18 protein-coding genes are annotated in these 17,583 nt (G+C 62.5%); 10 read left to right on the plus strand and 8 right to left on the minus strand.

Annotation, left to right across the window (positions count from 1 at the left end; translation table 11 throughout):
- Positions 1 to 3: 3 nt before the first annotated feature.
- The gene (locus BMY84_RS09100) at positions 4 to 792 is read right to left on the minus strand and encodes an SDR family NAD(P)-dependent oxidoreductase (RefSeq protein ID WP_093083249.1); all 789 of its coding nucleotides are present in this window, start codon (positions 790 to 792) and stop codon (positions 4 to 6) included.
- An 88-nt stretch (positions 793 to 880) separates the two neighbouring features.
- On the opposite strand from BMY84_RS09100, the gene BMY84_RS09105 reads away from it, so the two are divergent.
- Both BMY84_RS09105 and BMY84_RS09110 read left to right on the plus strand, forming a co-directional pair.
- Positions 881 to 1,675: an SDR family oxidoreductase gene (locus BMY84_RS09105; RefSeq protein ID WP_093083251.1), complete on the plus strand. Its 795-nt coding sequence runs from the start codon at positions 881 to 883 to the stop codon at positions 1,673 to 1,675.
- Between the two features lie 82 nt (positions 1,676 to 1,757).
- Positions 1,758 to 2,267 (plus strand): MarR family winged helix-turn-helix transcriptional regulator, encoded by a 510-nt coding sequence (locus BMY84_RS09110; RefSeq protein ID WP_177203951.1) that lies wholly within the window; start codon positions 1,758 to 1,760, stop codon positions 2,265 to 2,267.
- 22 nt (positions 2,268 to 2,289) lie between these two features.
- Here the strand turns inward: BMY84_RS09110 and BMY84_RS09115 are convergent, their stop codons facing one another.
- Together BMY84_RS09115 and BMY84_RS09120 are read right to left on the minus strand one after the other, a co-directional pair.
- Positions 2,290 to 2,832, minus strand: a complete 543-nt coding sequence (locus BMY84_RS09115) for a VOC family protein (protein ID WP_256215186.1) — start codon at positions 2,830 to 2,832, stop codon at positions 2,290 to 2,292.
- A 13-nt stretch (positions 2,833 to 2,845) separates the two neighbouring features.
- Positions 2,846 to 3,292 (minus strand): nuclear transport factor 2 family protein, encoded by a 447-nt coding sequence (locus BMY84_RS09120; protein WP_093083254.1) that lies wholly within the window; start codon positions 3,290 to 3,292, stop codon positions 2,846 to 2,848.
- Positions 3,293 to 3,382: 90 nt separating this feature from the next.
- Here BMY84_RS09120 and BMY84_RS09125 point away from each other — a divergent pair, with 90 nt between their 5' ends.
- Genes BMY84_RS09125 through BMY84_RS09135 form a run of 3 tightly spaced genes read left to right on the plus strand, consistent with a single transcriptional unit; the run spans position 3,383 to position 6,099 of the window.
- Positions 3,383 to 4,615, plus strand: coding sequence for a cytochrome P450 (locus tag BMY84_RS09125; RefSeq protein WP_093083256.1), 1,233 nt, complete (start codon positions 3,383 to 3,385; stop codon positions 4,613 to 4,615).
- Between the two features lie 33 nt (positions 4,616 to 4,648).
- The gene (locus tag BMY84_RS09130) at positions 4,649 to 5,467 is read left to right on the plus strand and encodes an enoyl-CoA hydratase/isomerase family protein (RefSeq protein ID WP_256215187.1); all 819 of its coding nucleotides are present in this window, start codon (positions 4,649 to 4,651) and stop codon (positions 5,465 to 5,467) included.
- A 23-nt stretch (positions 5,468 to 5,490) separates the two neighbouring features.
- Positions 5,491 to 6,099: a nuclear transport factor 2 family protein gene (locus BMY84_RS09135; protein ID WP_093083257.1), complete on the plus strand. Its 609-nt coding sequence runs from the start codon at positions 5,491 to 5,493 to the stop codon at positions 6,097 to 6,099.
- A 3-nt stretch (positions 6,100 to 6,102) separates the two neighbouring features.
- Here BMY84_RS09135 and BMY84_RS09140 read toward each other — a convergent pair whose 3' ends face one another.
- Positions 6,103 to 6,999, minus strand: a complete 897-nt coding sequence (locus BMY84_RS09140) for an acyl-CoA thioesterase (protein ID WP_093083259.1) — start codon at positions 6,997 to 6,999, stop codon at positions 6,103 to 6,105.
- A gap of 87 nt (positions 7,000 to 7,086) precedes the next feature.
- Between BMY84_RS09140 and BMY84_RS09145 the strand changes: the two genes are divergently transcribed.
- Both BMY84_RS09145 and BMY84_RS09150 read left to right on the plus strand, forming a co-directional pair.
- Positions 7,087 to 8,289, plus strand: a complete 1,203-nt coding sequence (locus tag BMY84_RS09145; protein ID WP_093083260.1) for an acyl-CoA dehydrogenase family protein — start codon at positions 7,087 to 7,089, stop codon at positions 8,287 to 8,289.
- Positions 8,290 to 8,294: 5 nt separating this feature from the next.
- Positions 8,295 to 9,395, plus strand: coding sequence for an acyl-CoA dehydrogenase family protein (locus BMY84_RS09150; RefSeq protein ID WP_177203952.1), 1,101 nt, complete (start codon positions 8,295 to 8,297; stop codon positions 9,393 to 9,395).
- On the opposite strand, the gene BMY84_RS09155 is transcribed toward BMY84_RS09150, so the two are convergent.
- Positions 9,389 to 10,126: an SDR family NAD(P)-dependent oxidoreductase gene (locus BMY84_RS09155; protein WP_093083263.1), complete on the minus strand. Its 738-nt coding sequence runs from the start codon at positions 10,124 to 10,126 to the stop codon at positions 9,389 to 9,391. The two genes, BMY84_RS09150 and BMY84_RS09155, sit on opposite strands and share 7 nt — an antisense overlap.
- A gap of 170 nt (positions 10,127 to 10,296) precedes the next feature.
- On the opposite strand from BMY84_RS09155, the gene BMY84_RS09160 reads away from it, so the two are divergent.
- Both BMY84_RS09160 and BMY84_RS09165 read left to right on the plus strand, forming a co-directional pair.
- The gene (locus tag BMY84_RS09160; RefSeq protein ID WP_177203953.1) at positions 10,297 to 12,519 is read left to right on the plus strand and encodes a TonB-dependent receptor; all 2,223 of its coding nucleotides are present in this window, start codon (positions 10,297 to 10,299) and stop codon (positions 12,517 to 12,519) included.
- Positions 12,520 to 12,547: 28 nt separating this feature from the next.
- A complete protein-coding gene (locus BMY84_RS09165) occupies positions 12,548 to 13,702 on the plus strand; it encodes a phosphotransferase (RefSeq protein WP_177203954.1) in 1,155 nt (384 codons plus the stop codon).
- A gap of 34 nt (positions 13,703 to 13,736) precedes the next feature.
- On the opposite strand, the gene BMY84_RS09170 is transcribed toward BMY84_RS09165, so the two are convergent.
- The 3 genes from BMY84_RS09170 to BMY84_RS09180 all read right to left on the minus strand — a co-directional run bounded on the left by BMY84_RS09170 (position 13,737) and on the right by BMY84_RS09180 (position 16,039).
- On the minus strand, positions 13,737 to 14,978 hold the full coding sequence (locus BMY84_RS09170; RefSeq protein ID WP_093083268.1) for a cytochrome P450: 1,242 nt from the start codon (positions 14,976 to 14,978) through the stop codon (positions 13,737 to 13,739).
- Between the two features lie 24 nt (positions 14,979 to 15,002).
- The gene (locus BMY84_RS09175; protein WP_218146929.1) at positions 15,003 to 15,581 is read right to left on the minus strand and encodes a TetR/AcrR family transcriptional regulator; all 579 of its coding nucleotides are present in this window, start codon (positions 15,579 to 15,581) and stop codon (positions 15,003 to 15,005) included.
- Positions 15,582 to 15,760: 179 nt separating this feature from the next.
- Positions 15,761 to 16,039 (minus strand): hypothetical protein, encoded by a 279-nt coding sequence (locus tag BMY84_RS09180; RefSeq protein WP_093083422.1) that lies wholly within the window; start codon positions 16,037 to 16,039, stop codon positions 15,761 to 15,763.
- A gap of 268 nt (positions 16,040 to 16,307) precedes the next feature.
- Here BMY84_RS09180 and BMY84_RS09185 point away from each other — a divergent pair, with 268 nt between their 5' ends.
- Positions 16,308 to 17,582 (plus strand): cytochrome P450, encoded by a 1,275-nt coding sequence (locus BMY84_RS09185; protein WP_093083271.1) that lies wholly within the window; start codon positions 16,308 to 16,310, stop codon positions 17,580 to 17,582.
- Position 17,583 lies beyond the last annotated feature (1 nt).

Genomic DNA, 17,583 nt, shown 5'->3' on the forward strand with positions numbered 1-17,583 from the left:
CATTCAGCCGACATTGTCCGGGGCGCCGGGCAGGAACGGGGTATAGATGCCCACAGTCATGCCGCCATCCACCGTAATTTCCGCGCCATTGACGTAGGAGGCATGGTCGCTGACCAGGAACAGGCTGGTCGCGGCGACCTCTTCGGGTTCGCCGATGCGCTGGATCGGCTGGCCAACATAATATTTGGCCAGTTCCGACGGCGCTTCGTTGGTGACATTGCCCATCACGGTATTGATGCCGCCGGGGAAGACCGCATTCACCCGCACGCCCTGATGTCCCAATTCCATCGACGCCGTCTTGCTGATCCCGCGCAGCGCCCATTTGCTGGCCGAATAGGCGGTCAGGCCGTTCATGCCCCACAGGCCCGAACTGGAACAGATATTGACGATCGCGCCCTTCCCCTTCGCGATCATGCCGGGCGCCAGCGCCTTGATGCCCAGCCATGCGCCGACCAGGTTGATGGACAGGACCCGTTCGAAATCCGCCTTGGTCAGGTCCAGCATAGCGGCCGGATGCACGATCCCCGCATTGTTGACCAATATGTCCACGCTGCCCCAGCGCGACTCGACCGTCCGGGCAAGAGCCAGCCATTCCTCCTCGGCGCTGATATCGATCTTCAGCACCATGGCATTGTCGCCAATGTCCGCCGCGACCTTCTGCGCCTCAGCTTCCAGCATATCGGCCAGCACGACCTTTGCCCCCTGCGCCGCGAAGAGCCGCGCGGTCGCCTCACCCTGCCCGCGTGCCGCGCCGGTGACGACCGCAACCTTGCCGTCCAGTTTTCCGCTCATATCCTGCTCCTGTCGTGCATTGCTCTTGTGCGCCTTCCATAATAGCATGCTACAAGACTGTACATATACTAACTATATGGAGAGAGATATGCGGCTGGATGGCAAGGTGGCACTGGTGCTGGGTGCTGCGGGCAAGGACAATATGGGCCAGACGATCGCCCAGCGGCTGGCGGCCGAAGGATGCAAAGTGGTCGTGGGCGGCCGGCATGCCGAGGAACTGGACCGGCTGGCGCAGGAGATCGGCGGCGCGGCGGCCGTCGTCGACATCACGGATCAGGCGCAGGTCGATGCTGCCGCCGATCTGGCTATCGCACGCTTCGGCCGGATCGATATCGGCGTCAACGCCACCGGCTGGGGCCTGCTCAAGCCCACCCATGACACGACCGAGGCGGATCTCGACAAGATACTCGGCATCCAGTTCAAGGGACCGTTCTTCTTCATCCAGGCGATGCTACGGACGATGGGCCAGGGCGGATCGATCATCCAGATTTCGTCGGCCACGGCGACGATCATGCTGGAAAATCACGCTGCCTATATGGGCACCAAGGCCGGCATCGACCATGTGATCCGCACGGTCGCCAATGAATATGGCGACCGGGGTATCCGCGCCAATTCCATATCGCCGGGCATCACCGAAACGCCGATGGCGGGCATGACCTTCCAGATTCCCGAAATGGTCGAAGCCTTCACCCGCGAATATCCGCTGGGCCGGGTCGGCACGCGGGAAGATATCGCTGCTGCCGTCGTCTGGCTGGGGTCGGACGAATGTTTCATGACCGGCCAGAATTTGCAGGTGAATGGCGGTCTGACCCTGCGGCGCAATCCCAGTCTGAAAGAGCTTGGCGCCGTCGCCGAACGCGCCACCGCCCATCTGCATAGCTGACCTGACCGGCGGGCCGCTTGACCGGCCCGCCGGCATTGGCGAGAAAGGCTGTTTCCACATGGCAAGAAGGGGGATCATCACCATGGCATCCGCACAGTCGAAGGGCCGCGCGAAAAAGGCCGTGCCGGCGGACGAAGCCCCCTTTCCCCAGTTCAAGGAAAGCCTCGCCTATCAGGCGCAACTGCTCGCCCGCATCACGCAGAATGACTATATGGCGCGGATCGCGGGCACCGGCATCGCGCCGGCCCAGGCCTATGTGCTGGGGGAACTCTGGTTCGATGAACCCTTGTCACAGGTGGAACTGGCCCGTCGGCTGGACATCGGCAAGGCGACTGTCGGCCAGACGCTGACCCGGCTGGAGAAAGCGGGCCTGATCGAACGGCGGCGGATCGCGTCGGACCGGCGGCTGATCATGGTGCATCTGACGGACAAGGGCCGCACTCTGCGCGAACCGCTGCGCGTGGCGGCGATCGACCAGAATGACGCCTTGCAGGATCGTATCGGCGCGGACCGGATGGAGCAACTCAACGAAACGCTCAAGACCGTGAACGCGCTGCTCGCCAACGCCTTCCCACGGGCGATGACCGACTGATCATCGCCCGCACGGTTGCGCCCTAGCCGATGGTGAAGTGCCGGATCGGATCGGTGCCGTCGAAATCCTGCGCCGACGAGCGGACCAGATCATAGACGCCCAGCAATTGCGGCGTGGGTTCGTACAGTTCCACAAAATGCCCCAGCGTCGCCACGCAATCCATCATGGCGAAACCGACGCCCGGCGCCACTTCGGCATAGAGCGCCGCTTCATGACCGGCCGCTTCGAAACGGGCCATCTCGGCCTTCAGATCGTCCACGATCAGCGCAACATGATGCATGCCCTGCCGCCCGCTACCTTCGGGATAGATATCGTGGAAGCAGGATGCGCCGGGGTTATTCTGCTGCACGAATTCGACCATGATGTCGCCCCACTGGCCATAGGCAGAGCTATGGTCCAGTTCCGCCGGCGCGCCGCGATAGCGGCACAGGCTCAGCGGAATATGCTCGGCGATATAATAGGGGCCGGACCCGAACGTCGCGACATGCGCCAGAGCCGCCTGTTCGACGTCCGGCACGAAATAGGCGATCTGGCGGATCGGCCGCCCGGCGATAAGACTGGTCATCTTCCTCTCCCTTTCAGACCGTTTCCACCATCAGCCGCGTGAGCCGCAGCGAGGCGATCTTCCACTGGCCATCCGCGCGGATGTAACGTTCATGATAATGGCCATAGCCCCGGAAGATGCGGAACGGCCCGCCTTCGGGCGCGCGCAATATGTCGAGCAATGCCCAGATGCCGGTGGCCTCGCTGCCTGAGAGAATCTCGATTTCGGGCATATGGCCAAAATGCGCGCTGGTCAGCGGCGTAATCCCGCGCTGCACATAGGCGGCGATGGCTTCCGCCCCGCGAATCGGATCGTCGGTGATGACGGGATTTTCCTCCAGCGCGCCGCGCACGTCGAACAGCGCGTCGGCCGTGAACAGGTCGGCAAACCCCACCCAGTCCTTTCCATCCATCAACCGGAAATAACGCGCCTTGAGCGCCTTGATCTCCTCGATCGCAATCAGCCTTTCTACCGGCTCCATCCTCTCTCTCCTGAACATCGTTGATATGTACGCTAGCTTTCGATATGCTAGCATTCATATTATCGATAGCAAGACGTTCCAGGAGTGGACATGACGGTTCAAGACAATCTGGGTAGCCTGGCCTCGCCGGATATCCAGACCTGCCCTTTCCCTTTTCTCGATCGCCTGCTGGAGGAGGCGCCGGTCTATAAAGACCCGCTGACCGGCATGTATGTCGTGACCCGGTATGAGGATATCGGCCATATCTCGGCCCATCCCGAACTTTATTCCAACAAGACGACCGTGGTGGTCGGACGCCATGATTCCCCGGTCGCCGAAGAAGTGGCGCGCCGCTTTGCCGACCGGGGCTTCCCGGAAATGCACACGCTCGTCACCAACGACCCGCCCGGCCACACCTCCTATCGCGCTCTGGTCGAAAAGGCATTCACGCCCAGCTACGTCAAATCGCTGGAACCCTATATCGAGGCGCTGGTCGACGAACTTATCGACGGCATGCTGCCCAATGGCGGCGCCAATCTGCTGCCCGGATTCGCGATCAAGGTGCCGATGTACATCATCGCCGACCAGTTGGGCGTCGACCGCGCCGACTATGATCGGTTCAAGCTCTGGTCAGACGTCACGGTGGAGCGCAACAATCCGCTGCTCGATCCCGACCGCGAACTGGAGATCACCGATCATCTGATCGACATGCAGAATTATCTGCACGAACGGGCCGAACGCTATCGCGCCCAGCCGGAGGATAATCTGCTCAGTCGCCTCGTTCATGCGGAGGTGGATGGCGAAACGCTCAGCCCGCCCGCGCTGATCGCGATCGCGCACCAGTTGCTGGTGGCCGGTAATGAAACGACCACGACCGGCATCACCACCGCCATGTGGCTGCTGCTGACCAAGCCGGATTTGCGTGCCGCGATCGAGGCGGACCCCAGCCGTATTCCCACCTTCATCGAGGAAGTGCTGCGCTCGCATTCCCCCGTGCCGCATATGTGGCGCGTCGCGACGCAGGCCAGCCGGATCGGCGATGTCGAAATCCCCGAAGGCGGCGTGCTGATGCTGAGCTATCTCGCCGGCAATCGCGATCCGGCCCAATGGCAATGCCCCGCCGATTTCGATGTGGGGCGCAAGGGCGTGCGCAATCATCTGGCGTTCGGCCGCGGCATCCATTTCTGCATCGGCAACCAGTTGGCGCGCGGCGAGATGCGCATCGCCATCCGCCGCCTGCTGGAACGGCTGCCCAATCTACGCCTGTCGCCCAATCATCCGGAGCCGCAGTTTATCCCGCATTTCGCGATCCATGCGCTCGATCATCTGCACATTGTCTTCTGACCGGCCCGCGCGCATGAACGGAACGGCATCGCCTTGGCCATCGAAGGGACCGGCATGAATTTCGACCATTATAAACTGCTGACCCTGTCGCGTAACGGCCGGGTGCTGACGATCATGATGAACCGGCCGGAACTGATGAATGCGGTCAACCATGCGCTGCATGAGGAAATGGCGCGCGTCTTCTTCGAGGCGGCGGACGACCCGGACAGCGACGTCATCGTCCTGACCGGCGCGGGCAAAGCCTTTTCGGCCGGCGGCGATTTCGACTGGCTGGAAAAACAGGTGAAGGGGGATCGCGTCCCCTTCGTCCATGAAGCCAAGAGCATGCGCCGCATCGTCATGGGCCTGCTCGACTGCCCCAAGCCGGTGATCGCCAAGGTGAATGGCGACGCCATGGGCTTTGGCGCGTCGATCGCCCTGCTGTCCGACATCGTGATCGCCGCCGACCATGTCCGGTTCGCCGATCCGCATGTACGGCTGGGGCTGGTGGCGGGCGATGGCGGCGCGCTGATCTGGCCGCAACTGATCGGCTTTGCCAAGGCGAAACATTATCTGCTGACCGGCGACGCGATCGACGCGGTGACGGCCGAGCGCATCAACCTGATCAGCTTCGTCGTGCCCGCGGCAGACCTGGACAGCTATGTCGACACCTATGCACAAAAGCTGGCACGCGGCGCGCAATCGGCGATCCGCTACACCAAGTCGGTGACCAATATCGCCCTGCGGCAACTGTTCAGTTCGGTGTTCGAAGCGGGCGTCGCCTATGAAGGATTGAGCACCTACACCCGCGATTTCGGCGAGGCGGTCCATGCGGTGATGGAAAAGCGACGGCCCGAATTCAAGGGCGAATAAGCGATACAAAAAAGGAGAGGGATATGGACGAGCAGCTTGAAGCGCGGCTTCGCGTGGCGCTGGACCGGCAGGAGATCGAGCATGTGCTCAAACTCTATTGCCGGGCGATCGACCGGTGCGATCTGGAGCTGCTCAAGACCATCTATCATCCCGACGGCACGGACGATCATGGCTCTTTCTCGGGCAATGCCATGGAGTTTGCCGAAACCATCATCCCGTCGCTGCGCGAAGGGATATTGGACGGCATGCATACCGTCACGCATTGCACCATCGATGTGGAGGGCGACTTCGCAACATCGGAATCCTATTATTGGGCCTATCAGCAGGCGCCGGGCGGCGAAGAGGCGGTGACCGCCTTTTTCGGTCCGGATTATGCGGCGAAAGCCAAAGCCGAGGGCACGATCGACGGCAAGCATGATTATTATTGCGGCGGCCGCTATATCGACCTGTTCGAACGGCGCGACGGGCAATGGAAAATCCTGCGGCGCAAGATCACCAATGAATGGAACGACATTCGCCCCAGCACTCGCATCACCGATGCGGGCCATGTCGCACATTACAACCTGCCCGGCCGCCGGGACCGGCAGGACCCGGTCTATCTCAACCATCTGCCCGATCGCGTACCGGCCTGACGCTTATCCGGCCGGGTCGACGGGATATTGCAGCGCCTCCTGCACCATGGAGGCGACCAGTTCTCCGGCCCGGTTATAGATCAGGCCGCGCGCCAGATTGACGCCATTTTCCGCATTGGGACCGTCGGTTTCGAACAGCAGCCAGTCGTCGCAGCGCACGTCCCGGTGAAACCAGAGGCAATGATCGAGGCTCGCGACGAACAGATGCGGTCCCGGCAGCGCCACCGTATGCCGCGACAGCGGTGCACCGGCGAACATGAAATCGGACAGGAAGGCCAATATCTGCCGCTGCACCATCGGATCGTCGCAGCTTTCCGCCCCCGGCGCCCGCAGCCAATAGTGCCGCTTGCCCGTTGCGTTGCGCTCCAGAAACCCGGCCTTGCCGGGCAACCGCACCTCGATGGGATAATGACCGCCAAACAAGGCGCCATAAGACCGCCCGTCCTCAGCCCGCAACGTGCGAAACGTCGCTTCGTCCAGTGCCTTTTCGGGATCGAAGGCGATAGAGCTGGCGCGATAATGGCTGAACCCGGCAACCGGCGAACGATAGCTCGCCTCCATCGTCAGGATAAGCTGCCCCTTTTGCAACGCCTCGACCCGGCGCGTGGAAAAACGTCCGCCGTCGCGCAACCGCTCCACCCGATAATCGATCGGTTCGCTATCGATGCCCGCCCGCAGGAAATAGGCATGGAGCGAATGGATCGTGCGATCTGGCGCGGTCCGGTCCGCCGCGACCAGCGCCTGCGCCACGATCTGCCCGCCGAACAGCGCGCGATAGACGTTGCGCTGATTGTCGCGGTTACGGAACAGGTCCGGCGCAACCTCATCCAGCGCCAGCAGGGCCGGTATGTCCCTGATCCACTGCGCATCATAGAGGCTATCATCATATTTGCGCGACATGCCCTCTTTCCTCCTGTGTCGCCTTGGCTATAGGCAATCTCCAAATGATATGCTAGCAAACTAATAACGAAAAAGACCGAGAGGGCCATGACTCCATATTATAGCGCCGAAGACACGGCTTTCCGCGCCGAAGTCCGGGCTTTCATCCAGGCGAATCTGCCCCCCGATCTGGCCCGGCGCGGACGCTATGATTATCATCCCCGGCGGGAGGATCAGGCGCGCTGGGCCAAAATCCTGGCTGAAAAGGGCTGGTCCGTCCCGCATTTCCCTATGGCCTATGGCGGCACCGGCTGGACCGGCGTGCAGCGCTTCATCTTGGAGGAGGAGATGCGCCGCGCCTACGCCCCCACCATGGACCGGATCGGCCCGGAACTGGTCGCGCCCGTCCTCTACACCTTCGCGTCCGAAGAGCAGCGGCAGGCCTATCTCCCCGGCATCCGGACCGGAGACACTTTCTGGGCGCAGGGCTTTTCGGAACCGGGTTCAGGGTCCGACCTTGCCTCGTTGCGGACCCGCGCGATGCGCGATGGTGATGACTATGTCGTCACCGGCCAGAAGACCTGGACCACCGAGGGGCATCATGCCGACATGATCTTCATGCTGGTGCGCACCGATATGGAGGCCAAGCCGCAGGCCGGGATTTCCGCCCTGATCATCGATCTTAAAAGCCCCGGCATCACCCGTCGACCGATCTGGACGATCGACGAAGGGCTGACCGTCAACGAATTCTTCTTTGACGAGGTGCGCGTGCCCGCCGCCAATCTGGTGGGACAGGAGGGGGCCGGCTGGTCCTATGCCAAATTCCTGCTGACCAATGAGCGGACCAACAGCGCGGAAGTGCCCCATACCAAGCGCGACATCGCCCAATTGCGCGATATCGCCCGGATCGAGCAGAAGAATGGCAAGCCGCTGATCGAAGACCCGTCCTTCCGCACCCGGCTGGCGCGGATCGAAATCGACACGATGGCGCTGGAAACCGCCGTACTGCGCGCGCTGACATCGGGATCGCATGACGGCGGCTCCATCGCCTCGCTGGTCAAGATACGCGGGTCAGAACTGCGGCAGCGTGTCGCCGATCTTGCCGCCGAAGCGCTGGGCGATCGCGGGCTTGCCGTCTGCCTCAACCCGGAGGGCGAACATCGCATGTTCGAGGACAGCCTGACCCCGCCAGTGCCGGATCATGGCATCGGCATCGCTGCCAAGGCGATGTTCCGCCGCGCCACCACAATCTATGGCGGTGCCAATGAGATTCAGCGCACGTTGATCGCCAAGACCGTGCTGGAGTTGTGACGATCATGGATTTCACCTACACGTCAGAACAGGATGCCCTGCGGGACAGCGTCCGGCGCTTTGTCGAGCGCGAATATGGCTGGGAAGAACGGTTTCGCATCGTCCGGTCGGAGAACGGCCTTGCCTCTCATCATTGGGCCATGTTCGCCGAACTGGGGTGGCTGGGCGCTGGCCTGTCCGAAGAAGCGGGTGGCTTTGGTGGCGGCGCGATCGAAAATGCGCTGATCGCGGAGGAACTGGGACGCGCTCTGGTGACGGAGCCCTTCGTCCCGCATGTCGTCGCGACGCAGTTGCTCGCTGCGATGGGCGGTGAGACGGCGGCCGACCTGATCGCACCCCTGATAATGGGCGAAACCATCATCGTTCCCGCCTTGCAGGAAGCAGCCGGGCGGGGCGACTGGCATCATGTCGATATGCAGGCCCACGGCGATCGGCTCACCGGCGTCAAGACCTTGGCGGAAGGGGCGGCACGCGCTGACAGCTTCTTCATGTCCGCCCGGCATGGCGATGCCATCCGCCTGTATCTGGTCGATGCCGCTGCGGCCGGCATCAGCCGCACCGATTATCGCACGCTCGACAACCGTCGTGTCGCCGATATCACGCTGGACAGCACCAAAGCGCGGCTGCTGATATCAGGCGAGCAGGCCCTGACGGCGATCGATCAGGCCATGGAACATGGCCTGATCGCGTTGTGCGGCGAAGCGCTGGGCGTCATGGATGCAGCGCTCTGGACCACACGCGACTATCTGCGCGTGCGCAAGCAGTTCGGCACCGCCATCGGCAATTTCCAGGCACTGCAACATCGCATGGCCGACATGCTGATCGAGGTCGAGATGACCCGTTCGCTCCTCTACGCCGCGCTGGGCGCCATGGCAGCAGGCGATGGGCAGGCCCGTGCCGCAGCGGTAGCAGCCCTAAAGGTACAGGCCTCGACCGGCGGGCTTCAGGTCGGGGCGCAGGCGATTCAGTTGCATGGCGGGATCGGCGTGACCGAGGAACTGAACATCAGCCACCATTATCGCCGGCTCTATGCCATCGCCCGCCAGTTCGGGGATGTCGACCTGCACCTCGCCCGCTTCGCGCAGGCTCGCGACGAGGGTCAATGATAGGTCCGGCCGCCATCGACAGCCAGGGCAATCCCGGTGATGAAGGCGGATTCGGCACTGGTGAGGAACAGGATGGCCGCCGCCACTTCCTCCGTCTCACCGACCCGCTTCAACGCATAGGGTGATCCGGGTTCGCGCGCGGCAGCCCGCATGGCATCGGGCAGCAGAGGCGTGTCGACCACGCCGGGGCAGACGCAATTGACCCGGATCGTCGGCGCCAGCTCCAATGCCAGCGCCTTGGACAGCGTCACCAATCCCCCCTTGGACGCGCAATAGGCCGCCATGCCGGGCACCGATGGGGTAAGCCCCTGCCCCGATGCGATATTGACGATCGTCCCCTGCCCCGCCGTTTCCAGATGCGGCAACACGGCGCGCATCAGCAGCATCGGCCCGGTCAGGTTGACGCCGATCGTCCGGTTCCAGTCCGCCAGCGACAGGTCGGCAAGGCGCCCTATGCCGCCAATACCCGCGACATTGACGAGCCCGTCGATACCGCCCATCGCCAGCGCCGCGTTCCGCACCGCGCGATCGATCGCCGTTTCGTCCGGCAGATTGACCTGCGCGTGATGCGCCCGCAATTCCCCCGCAATCCCGGCCAGTGCCGCCTTGTCGCGATCAAGCAGCGATAGTGTCGCGCCTTCTCGTGCCAGCAGCCGGGCCGTCGCTAGTCCAATGCCGGAGGCCGCCCCCGTAACGATGATGCGGCGGCCCGCGACCCGTCCCTCAGTCATTATTATCGTCCTCATCCTGCATGCTATGCGCGCTTTTCCATCGGCAGCCGACAAAAGGCTTCCACCCGATGCTTCGCCTCGTTATAGTATGCTAGAATAAGATATATATGCAATCTATCATGCCGGCGGGGCTAAAGGCGTCGGCAGAGAGAATCGCGGGAGAGGGGATAATGATGAAGATATTTGGCAGGACGAGTCCATCCCTGGCCGTCATGGCTTTCACCCTGATGACAGGCAGCGCCTTCGCCCAGAGCGAAGCCCCGCAAGCCAGCGAACAGGCGCAAGAGGAAGGCGCGATCGTCGTCACCGCCCGCCGGCGCGAGGAAACGCTGATGGACGTGCCCATCGCCATCGCCACGGTCGACGCCAAATCGCTGGAGACGAAGGCGGTCAACGATCTGCGCGCGCTCGACGGTTTCGTGCCCAATGTGAATATTCAGGCGGCGACCACGTCAGCCTCCTCGGCGCAGATATTCCTGCGCGGCGTCGGCATTGACGATGTCGGCTTTGGCACCGATCCCAATGTCGGCGTCTATCTGGACGATGTGTTCATCGGCCGGCTGGTGGGATCGCTGGCTGGCGCGCTCGATCTGGAGCGAATCGAAGTGCTGCGCGGGCCGCAGGGCACGCTCTATGGCCGCAACTCCACCGGCGGCGCGGTCAAGTTCGTCACGCGCAAGCCTGACCTGCACGAAAATTCCGCCAAGCTGTCCGCCACGCTAGGCACGGACGATCGCCGCGATTTCAAGGCCAATGCCAATATCGTGCTGGCGCCCGACAAAGCCGCCCTCATTCTGGCGGTGCAGACCCGCGATCAGGACGGCTATATCAAGCTGGTCGATGCCACGGGCAAAGATACGGGCGACCGCGCCAATGGCGTGAACGCACAGGATTATCGCGCCGTGTTGCGCCTTGCCCCGGTCGACGATCTGACGATCGACATTGCCGCCGACTATACCCGCAATCGCTCCGGCATTCAGGCGGTGACGCCGACCAATTGCGCCGCGCTGGGCACGCGGCCGGGCCTCGTCACCAATGCAGCGGGCGACTATGTGCCGGGCAATGTCTCCGCCGGTCAGTTCGAGCGCTGCCCGCTTTATTATGATGATCCCTACACCGCCTTTCGCGGCCCCTTCGCGGAAAATGATCCGCGCTTCGACGGCGGCGGCATCGCGAGCACGGTGAACTGGAAGACGGACCTTGGCACGGTCAAATGGGTCTCGAGCTATCGTGGCTTCCGCGACGTCTTCGCCTCCTCCCTCTGGGGCAAGCCGCCGCCGGTCACGCAGGTCAATCTGCGCGCGCATCTCAAGCAACGGCAGATCCAGCAGGAAGTGCAGCTTTCCTCCGCCAGCGGCGGCCTGATCGACTATACGGTCGGCCTCTTCTACTTCCGCGAGAAGGTGCATTCGCTCTATCAGTCGCAGATCGGCACCCTGTCCACCGTGCCGCGCCTGAATGACGATACGCAGATTTCCAACAGCTATGCCGCGTTCGGCGAATTTTATATCCGTCCGGTCGAAGCGCTGGAAATCACGCTGGGCGGCCGTTACTCGCTCGATCGCCGCTCGGTCGATCGTGCGCTTTACTCCGCGATCACCAATGCCGATCCCAGCTTCACCTACGCCACGAAGATCAAGTCGAACAAGTTCACGCCCAAGATCGGCGTCAGCTATGACACCGGCGGCGTTCTGCTGTTCGCTTCCTATACCGAGGGTTATCGCACGCCCGGCTTCATCACCTCCAACCCCGGCAATCTAGCCGGCATGATGCTCCAGTCGAAAATGGAGAGCGAAAAATCGATCGAGGGCGGGTTCAAGGCCAAACTGCTGAACAACCGGCTCAATGTCTCGGCGACCGCCTTCTCGGCCAAATATAATAATCTTCAGGCGACGCTCACCATCAATGGCATCACGCAGGTCGTGACGTCGGACGCCAAGATCGAGGGGCTGGAACTGGAAACCAGCTATCGCCCGATGCGGGGCCTGTCCCTCTTCGCCAATGCGGGGCTGATGCAGACCAAATATACGTCGCCCCCCGCCGGCCAGCCCTATGCCCGCGACCTCAAACATGCGCCGGGGCATAATGTCGTGGTCGGCGGCCTGTATGAAAGCGCGATCGGTTCGATGTCCGGCACCTTCTTCCTGGGCGGCGATCTGGCCCTGACCGGCAAGGCGTTCCGCAACGTCGCCAACACGATCGACCAGCAATCCGACGCCTATGAACTGCTGACCGCGCGGGCGGGTTACCGGGCGCAGGACAATCGCTGGTCGATCACCGTCGGCGGCACCAACCTGCTCGACAAAACCTATTATATGCTCGGCATTGAAAATCAGGCCCGGTCCTATCAACCCGGCCGCCGTTTCTATGCCACGTTGGAGACGCGCTTCTGATGGTCGGACCACATACAGGATTATCGGCATGAACAGCGAGAAGACCGACCGAATCAAGGCCGCCTTCGCGCGCGACCAGCAGGAAGACAGGCCGGCGGTGGCGCCGGGCGACATTCCCTGGCGCTATGAAGCGATCACGCCCGAATGGATGACCCACATAGTCTGCGCCGATCACCCGGATGCGCGGGTCGTCGCGGTACGGCTGGACGTACCCGATTCCGGCACCTCCAACCGGCGGCGCATCTATCTGGACTATAATGAGGCGGGGCAGGCGGCGGGCCTACCCGCGTCGGTATTCTGCAAGGCCACGGTCGACCTGCGCAACCGGTTGCTGCTGTCGACTTCGGCGCTGCTCAGCGAAACGAGTTTCTACAACCAGATCAGGCCGCAACTCGCGATCGAGGCGCCGCAGGCCTATCTCGCCACCTATGACCCGGACTCCTTTGCATCCATCGTGATGCTGAAGGATCTGGGCGGATCGGTCAGCTTCTGCAACCACCATACCCAGATGACACTGGAGCGGGTACAGGACCAGATGCGCGTGCTGGCCACTCTGCACGGCCATTTCTACCGATCGTCGCAGCTCGATCGGGAACTGGCGCATATGTTCCGCTATGACGATCGCTTCCTGGCGCTGGACCGCGATCATGACTTCAAGGGCATGTGCGAGGCTGGCTTGCGCGAAGCGGGCGATGTCGCGCCCGCCCGCCTGATGGCGCGACAGGGCGAGGTCTGGTCCGCCACCATGCGGGCATCAGCGCGGCATGGCGAGCTGCCGCTGACCATCACCCATGGCGACGTCCATCTGAAAAACTGGTACATCACCGGCGACGACCGGATGGGCCTGTCCGACTGGCAGGTAACGTCGAAGGGGCATTGGTCGCGCGATGTGGCCTACACCATCTCCACCGCGCTAACGGTCGAGCAGCGCCGCCTGTGGGAAAAAGACCTGCTGGCCTATTATCTGGAGGCCTTCGCCGCAGCCGGTGGAGAGCCTGTGCCGTTCGACGATGCCTGGCGCAATTATCGCCAGCAATTGCTGACGACACTGGCCTGGTGGACGATGACGCTGACACCGCTGGGCGATGTACCCGACATGCAGCCGCGCGATATCACGCTGGAATTCATCCACCGCATCGCGACCGCCATGGACGATCTCGACGCGCTCGACAGCCTCGACTGAAAAAGGGGCCGGTGCAAACCGGCCCCTCCCCCCTTCACCCCCGCTTGTCGAACGCCATCCACAACTGGTCCGGGCCATGGGCGATATAGCTGGTCATCCAGCGATAGCTGTCCTCGCCGCGGGTCGCGCGCATGTTGGTCAGCCGCCGGGTCAGATGCTGGAAGGCCAGCCGCAACTCGCCCCGCGCCAACTGGTTGCCGATGCACAGATGCGGCCCAGCGCCAAAAGCCAGATGGCTCGACGCATTTTTCCGGTCGAGATCGATGACGTCCGGCACCGCATATTGGCGGGGATCACGGTTGGCCGCACCATAGCGCACCTCCACCAATGCGCCCGCCGGAATCGTCGTCCCGGCAATCTCCACATCCTCGGCAACGCGGCGGAACAGCGTCTGGACCGGCGACAATAGCCGCAACGTCTCCTCCACGAACGGCTTGGCACGGGTCGGATCGGCACAGATCGCCTCGGCCAATGCAGGCTGCTCGATCATCAGTTTCATGCCCGACGCCAGCGTCGTAGTCGTCGTCTCATTCCCCGCCACCAGCAACTGGTGAATGATGCTCAGCAATTCGCGCATGTCGAGCAGACGGCCATCCGTCTCCGTATTGGCCAGATGGCTGATCAGCGTCTCATTGGGCGTTTCCCGTACCCGCTCGATCTCCTCCGCCAGATAGCGCTGCATGTCGGTGAGCAGTTCGGCAATTTCCACCTCGCGCTGCGACGTCAGAACCGGACTGACCGATTCCACCGACACGTCCGACCAGAGCTTGAACCGATCCATGTCGGATCGGGGCACGCCCAGTTGCTCGGCGATCACGAACATCGGCAGGCGCACGGCAAAGGCCTGAAGGAAATCAATCTCGTCCTGATCGATGAAACCGTCGATCAGTTCCTCGATAATCTCCTCGATCCGCGGCTCCAGCGCCCCGACGCGCGCGGGCGTGAACACCTTGTCCACCAGCGTCCGGTAGGTACGGTGATCGGGCGGATCGTTCGACACGAGCGTATCGATCGGCATCCAGCCCTTCTCTTCATAGACCGCATTGGCCGCCGCATCGTTGCGCGTGGCGTTGAGGCCGGTGCGATTGCGCAGCACTTTGACGTTCAGCAACGCCTTGCGAATATCTTCATAGCGGGTCAGCACATAATTGCCGGTCAGCGGATCGACATAGACCGGCTGGTCATCGCGCAGCCCCGCATAGCTGGAAAAGGGGCAACGCTGGACGGCGGGATCAGCGAAACTGATCGGCGCGGGCGCCTCTATCGTCTGGGGCATGCATCATCTCCATCTGTTCTTGATTCATATGCCGATGCGCGCCGCCATCTGTGCGGCCATGGTCGCCTTCAGCCGCGCGCGGAACTGCGCATCATCGGCGGGATCGGCCAGCCGATCGAGCAGCGGTCGCGACACGATGCTGACGACGATTGCGCCGTTGAGCGCCACGAAAAGATAATCGACATCGATATCCGCGCGATGCTCCGCCACGACATCGGCAATCAGCGGGCGCAGGATATGATGGATGGGATTGGCCAGCCGCGCCGCGCCATAGGCGGAGCGTTCGCTCGGCAGAACAACCTCGCGCAGGATGAAGGCGGCCAGTTCGGGCGCATCGCACAACAGGTCGATAATCTGCCCGACCGCTTCGTCCAGCCTTGCGCTCGCGCTGCCCGGACCAAGCGCAACGGCAGCCAGCCGATCGGTCAGTCGCAGCGACAGCCGATCGACCACCGCTTCCCACAGCGCCAGCTTCGACCCGAAATGATGGGCGATCATCGCCGGATCGACGTCGGCGCGATTGGCGATGGGGCGCACGCCCACCGCATCGAAACCCTGCTCGGCAAATAGGGCCGTCGCCGCATCCAGCAAGCGTGCGGACACCGGCGCTGCATCACCGTCCGCATGGGCGGGACGGCCCCTGCCCCGCCGCGGTTTCGGCGACACCGGAGAGGATAGAGTCGAGTCGCTGTGGGGCATGCGTTTAAATTCATCGATCGATGAATAAATGTCAATGCGCTATCCCGGATGTTGGCCCGGATAAGGCGCAGAAAGCCCGGCCGTTACCGCAGCGCGCGGACTTCCTTCTTCGTCAGGCTGGTCTTCACGCCGCTTTCCTCGACCGTCAGCGTATCGGCCGGGATGACGATCATCTTGCTGCCGAAGATCAGTTGGACGCCGGTCAGTTCATCGCCCTTCATCAGCAGGCGATCCACCTTGCCCAGCACGGTGCCGTCGGCGGAATAGATGCGGGCGTTGCGGTCGATCGCAGGTGCTGCCGCGTGAGCGGGTGCCAGGCTGGCGATGGCGAGCGCGACGGTCAGGGCAGGACGAAGGAACATGGCATAATCCTCATGATGCGTTTCCCATCGCCCATGCGACATAAGGTGCGCTAGCGCAATATATAATATTCTAGCATACTATTATGGGCGTCAAATTGGATAAGCATGCATATGGTATTGCAGAATATCAATCTTGTGCATAAGCTGGCCGATATAGAAGGACCACCGGCCACGAAGAGCGCCGGATAAGGACCCGATTCCCGTTTCGGAGAGGCGCCGTTCCAAAAGGGATCTGCCCTTTTCCGTAACCCCATGCGGAGGAACCGGCATGACCCAGGGTATCGATCTGGCCAGCTTCAACCCGTTCAATCCCGATCATCTGTCGGCGCCCGGCCCCGGTTGGGCGATGTTGCGACAGGAAGCGCCCGTCTATCAACTGCCGATCCCGTCCCCCTCGCCAGTCTTCCTCGCCACCCGCAAGCGCGACATAGAGGCGATCGCGCGCAGCACTGACATATTTTCCAACACGCCCGTCCCCACCGTCTGGCGCTGGGGCGAATTCGAACCCGCCATTGCCGAGGTTTTTGCCGAAGCCGGATATAAGGTCATCCAGACTCTGCAAGCCACCGACCCGCCGGTGTCGCTCGCCTATCGCCAGATTGCTGAACAGGCGCTCAATCGGCGCAAGATCATCGAATTGCAGCCGGAAATCGATCGCATCGTCGACCGGTTGATGACAGCGATACCGGATCGCGAAACTGTCAATTTCGTTGATGCTTTTGCGGTGGCGCTACCGCTGGAGGCGATCTGCCTGATCCTGGGCATGCCCTATGCCGACGCCGCCTTCCTCAAATATTACTCCGACGAATTCACCCATCTGGTCGACCCCGTCCACCCATTGCCCCGCGCGATCGAGGCGACACGGACGATCGTGAAGGGCTATCGCTATTTCGTCTACATACTCGATCGCTATCGCCGCGATCCGCAGGATAATCTGGTCAGCGCGATCGCGACCGCCAGCATCAATGGCCGGCCGCTCAGCATGGAAGAACAATTGTCGATGTGCCATGTGCTGGTGATCGCCGGCAATGAAACGACCCGCAATGCGCTGTCCTCCGCCATGTTCGTGCTGGCGACCCGGCCGGATTTGTGGGCAAGGCTGCAATCGGAACGCGCCAAGATCCCCGACTTTATCGAGGAGGTGCTGCGCGTCCACGCCCCGGCCATCACCACCCCGCGCACCGTCCTTCAGGACACGGAGATAGGCGGCGTCGCCCTGCCGCGCGGCGCCACCATCTTCGCCATGTGGGCGTCGGGCGGGCAGGATGAGGAGAGTTTCCCGGAACCTCAGACGATCGACCTCGACCGGAAGAATAAGCGCTCGCACATTAGTTTCGGCATGGGCGTGCATCATTGCGTCGGCAGTTTTCTCGCCCGCGCCGAACTACAATCGGCGATCAGCCGGTGGCTGGACGATTTCGAGGCGGTCGAACTGGCCGTGCCGCCAGAAGCGATCCGCTATGACCCGGTCTTCGCCTTCCATGCGCTGAGCGACCTGCCGATCCGCATCACGCGCAGGACGAGCCAGTCGCGCGCCGCCTGAC

It is taken from the genome of Sphingobium sp. AP50, assembly GCF_900109095.1.
In the GTDB taxonomy this organism is placed as follows: domain Bacteria; phylum Pseudomonadota; class Alphaproteobacteria; order Sphingomonadales; family Sphingomonadaceae; genus Sphingobium.